Raw genomic sequence first — 3,762 nt, 5'->3', positions numbered from 1 at the left:
GGCCCCGACCCTGTCCCAGCCGCTGCCGGTGGGCGATGGCCGCGCGCTGCTGCAGCGCCGCCCCGACATCCGCCAGGCCGAGCGCAGGCTGGCCGCCGCCACCGCACGGATCGGCGTGGCCACCGCCGAGCTGTATCCGGACATCCGCCTGGGCGCCTCGCTCGGCGCGGCCGGCCTGCTGGCCGACTTCGGCGAGCCGTTGACCCAGCAATGGTCGATCGGCCCGCTGATTTCCTGGACCCTCCCCTCCTCGGGCACCCACGCGCGCATCCACGCCACCGAGGCCGGCGCCGATGCGGCGCTGGCCGAGTTCGACCACAGCGTGCTGCAGGCGCTGCGCGAAACCCAGACCGCGCTCAGCCGCTACGCGCACGACCTTCAGCGCCTGCAGGCGCTGCAACAGGCGCAGGCCCAGGCCGCGCTGGCCGCCGAACAGAACCGCCGGCTCTACCAGGGTGGGCGCACGCCGTACCTGTCCAGCCTGGACGCCGACCGCACCCTGGTCTCGGCCGATGCCACGCTCGCGCAGCAGCAGGCGCAGGTGTCGCGCGACCAGATCCAGCTGTTCCTGGTCCTAGGCGGCGGCTGGAACGCCGACGCGGTGGCACAGGCGCCAGCACCGACGGTAGTGCCGACTGTTAGTCGGCACGCTGCCAATCGGCATGCTCCCAATCGGCACGCCGCAACCCAGCAGGACTAGCCCAATGCTCCTGCTCGACCGCCAGGCCTGGCTGTTTTCGGTAAAAACCTTCCTGGCCGCACTCGCCGCCCTCTACATCGGCCTGGCCGGCAACCTCTCGCGCCCGTACTGGGCGATGGCCACGGTCTACATCGTCACCCAACCGATGCTGGGCCCGACCCGGGCCAAGGGCGTCTACCGCATCGTCGGCACGCTCATTGCCGGCGCGGCCACGCTGTGGATGCTGCCGCACCTGGTGGAAACCCCGCTGCTGCTGAGCGCGGCGATGTCGCTGTGGCTGTCGGCGTGTCTGTTCATCGCCCTGCTCAACCGCGGCCCGCGCGGCTATGCGTTCCTGCTGGCCGGCTACACCACCGCGTTCATTGGCTTCCCGGCGGTGACCTCGCCGGACACCATCTTCGACACGGTGGTGGCACGCAGCGAGGAGATCATCCTCGGCACGGTGGTGGCGGTGCTGTTCGCCTCGCTGTTCTTCCCGACCTCGGTGCGGCCGATGCTGCGCGCGCGGATCGGCAACTGGATGGGCGACGCGGCGCAGTGGTGCCGGCAGATCCTGCTGCGCGGCCAGGCGCACGCGCCACGCAACCGCTTGGCCGCCGACCTGGTGCAGTTCGAGGCATTGATCGAATTCCTGCGCCGCGATGACCCCCGCCATGCCGGTGCCGCGGTGTCGATGGAACGGCTGCGCGAACGCATGCTGCTGATGCTGCCGGTGCTGTCGTCCATCGCCGACCGGCTGGGTGCGCTGCGCGCCGGCGGGCGCGCGCTGCCGCCCGGGCTGGAGCCGCTGGTGGAGGACATCGCGGCCTGGCTGGAACGGCCAAGCCGTTCCACCGACGATGAATACACCGCCCTGCGCGCACGGATCCTGGCGATGAAGCCGACGGTGGACGGCGAACTGGACCACCTGCTCCTGGTCACCCTGCTGCTGCGCCTGGAGGAGCTGGTCGACCTGTGGCAGGACTGCACCACCCTGCAGCAGGCCATCGAACACGGCAATGCGCCGCTCGACAGCGCGCACTACCGGATCAACGCCAAACGCGTTGCCGGTGGCCGCCACGTGGACTACGGCATGGCGCTGTTCTCGGCGGCCAGTGCCGGGGTGGCGCTGATGACCTACTGCGCGCTGTGGATCGGGCTGGGGTGGGAAGGCGGCGGCAACGGCGCGATGATGGCCGCGGTGGCCGCCGCGTTCTTCGCCGCGCAGGACGACCCGGCGCCAAGCATGCTGCAGTTCCTGCTGTGGGCGATCGTGGCCAGCCTGGTGGCCGGCGTGTACCTGTTCGGCGTGTTCCCGGCGGTGCACGACTTCGGCAGCCTGGCGCTGGTGCTGGCGGTGATCTTCCTGCCGCTGGGCCTGCTCCTGCACCGCCCGCAGACCGCGCTGATCGGCCTGCCACTGACGGTCAACCTGGTGGCGCTGCTGAACGTGCAGAACACCTACAGCGCCAACATCCAGAGCTTCATCAATTCCTCGGTGGCGATGTTCATCGGCATTGGCTTTGCCGTGGTGATGACCCGCCTGTTCCGCTCGGTGGGCGCTGAATGGACCGCCCGCCGCCTGGTGCGCCAGGGCTGGACCACGCTGGCCGAAGCGGCCGAAGGCCGTGGCCAGCAGGACCGCCAGCAGTTCGCCGCGCGCATGCTGGACCTGCTGGGCCTGCTCGCCCCGCGCCTGGCCGCCACCCCCGAAGGCAGCGACATCGCCTCGGTGGACATGCTCACCGAGGCCCGCATCGGGCTGAACATCCTGCAGCTGCGCCGGGCACGGCATGGGCTGCCGGCGCCGAGCATGCAGGCGATCGAGGCGATCCTGGACGACGTGGCCGCGCATTACCGCGCCCAGGTGGCGCTGCGCCGGCCACAGCCGGCGCCGCCCGCGCTGCAGGCCAAACTGGAGGCCTCGCTGAAGCGGGTGCAGACGGTGGAGGCCGGCAAGGCGCGTGATGAAGCGCTGATGGGCGTGCTGGGGCTGCGCTATGCGTTGTTCCCGGAGCAGCTGGCGGTCACACAGGGCGGAGTATCCTGACGCCCTGCATTCCTGCATGGAACAAGGTAAACCCCAATGAGCTATGACGTGATGGTGTTCGACCCGGCCGTGGCGCCGCGCGAAGTGGAGGCGTTTCTGCAGTGGTACAACGCGCAGACCGAATGGAACGAGAAGCACGAGTACGACGACGCCGCCGTCTCGGTGCCGGCGCTGCAGGCCTTCTTCACCGAACTGGCCGAAGATTTCCCGCCGATGGATGGCCCGCTGTCCGATGACGAGGATGACCGCCCGCAGGTGACCGACTACAGCATCGGCACCCATATCATCTATGCCTCGTTCGACGACGAGGTGGCCGAAGACGCCCATGGCCAGGTGCAGATCCTGGCCAACAAGCACCAGATCGGCTTCTTCGATGTCAGCGGCGACGGTGCGATCGTGTACCCGGACGGCACCGTGCTGATTCCCGGGGAAGAAGAAGGCGACGCCTGATTCTTTAGGGCGCGGTAGCGCTTTTCTCTACCAGAGTTCGCCTTGGGCGGGCTCTGCAGGTGCAGCCGGGCAAGGCCCGGCTCTACCATTCAGTCGCTGCGCCAGCCCGGACAACCGGCTGGCGTGCCGCGCCAACGCGGCCTGCAGCACCTCTGCACTGCCCAGTACATGCAATGCCTGCCGCGCGCGGGTCATGCCGGTATACACCAGCTCGCGCGACAGCACCCGGTTGTCGCGCCGGGGCAGCTGCAACCAGACCTCATCGAACTCCGAGCCCTGTGCCTTGTGCACGGTCATGGCGAAGGCACTTTCGTGTGCGGGCAACGCGGCCGGGTGGAAGGCGCGCGGCTGCTCCGGGCTGTCGCCGGGGAACCAGGCCAGCATCGCGCCTTCGCGGCTGCGCAGGCACAAGCCGATATCGCCGTTGAACAACCGATGCCGGTAACTGTTTTCGCTGATCAGCAGCAGCCGGCCGTGGAAATAGCGCGGGCCGCTGCCCGGGCGCGCGCTGCCGGCCAGGGCGGCTTCGATCCGCTCGTTCAGCCCGCGCGCACCCTGCGGACCGTCGCGCAGCGCGGTGAGC

At 69.6% G+C, this 3,762-nt stretch carries 3 protein-coding genes and 1 pseudogene; 3 read left to right on the top strand and 1 reads right to left on the bottom strand.

Going from position 1 to position 3,762, the window contains the following annotated elements; genetic code table 11:
- The 3 genes and pseudogenes from RWO33_RS19660 to RWO33_RS19650 form a co-directional block, all read left to right on the top strand.
- A pseudogene (locus RWO33_RS19660) lies at positions 1-601 on the top strand (TolC family protein); the annotation flags it as partial.
- A 103-nt stretch (positions 602-704) separates the two neighbouring features.
- Positions 705-2,729 (top strand): FUSC family protein, encoded by a 2,025-nt coding sequence (locus RWO33_RS19655; RefSeq protein ID WP_314107090.1) that lies wholly within the window; start codon positions 705-707, stop codon positions 2,727-2,729.
- A gap of 36 nt (positions 2,730-2,765) precedes the next feature.
- On the top strand, positions 2,766-3,179 hold the full coding sequence (locus tag RWO33_RS19650) for a hypothetical protein (protein WP_314107088.1): 414 nt from the start codon (positions 2,766-2,768) through the stop codon (positions 3,177-3,179).
- Between the two features lie 27 nt (positions 3,180-3,206).
- Here the strand turns inward: RWO33_RS19650 and RWO33_RS19645 are convergent.
- Positions 3,207-3,762: ATP-binding domain-containing protein (locus RWO33_RS19645; RefSeq protein ID WP_314107086.1), on the bottom strand; the 556-nt coding region annotated here is incomplete at its 5' end.

Source organism: uncultured Stenotrophomonas sp. (assembly GCF_963519925.1).
In the GTDB taxonomy this organism is placed as follows: Bacteria; Pseudomonadota; Gammaproteobacteria; order Xanthomonadales; family Xanthomonadaceae; genus Stenotrophomonas; species Stenotrophomonas maltophilia_AE.
Note: the sequence above shows the minus strand (reverse complement) of the source record. Positions and strands in the feature narration are given on the sequence as shown.

Bases quoted from the DNA above. Each gene is read 5' to 3' on its own strand.
- RWO33_RS19655 (WP_314107090.1), top strand. From the start codon at position 705: ATGCTCCTGCTCGACCGCCAGGCCTGGCTGTTTTCGGTAAAAACCTTC.
- RWO33_RS19650 (WP_314107088.1), top strand. From the start codon at position 2,766: ATGAGCTATGACGTGATGGTGTTCGACCCGGCCGTGGCGCCGCGCGAA.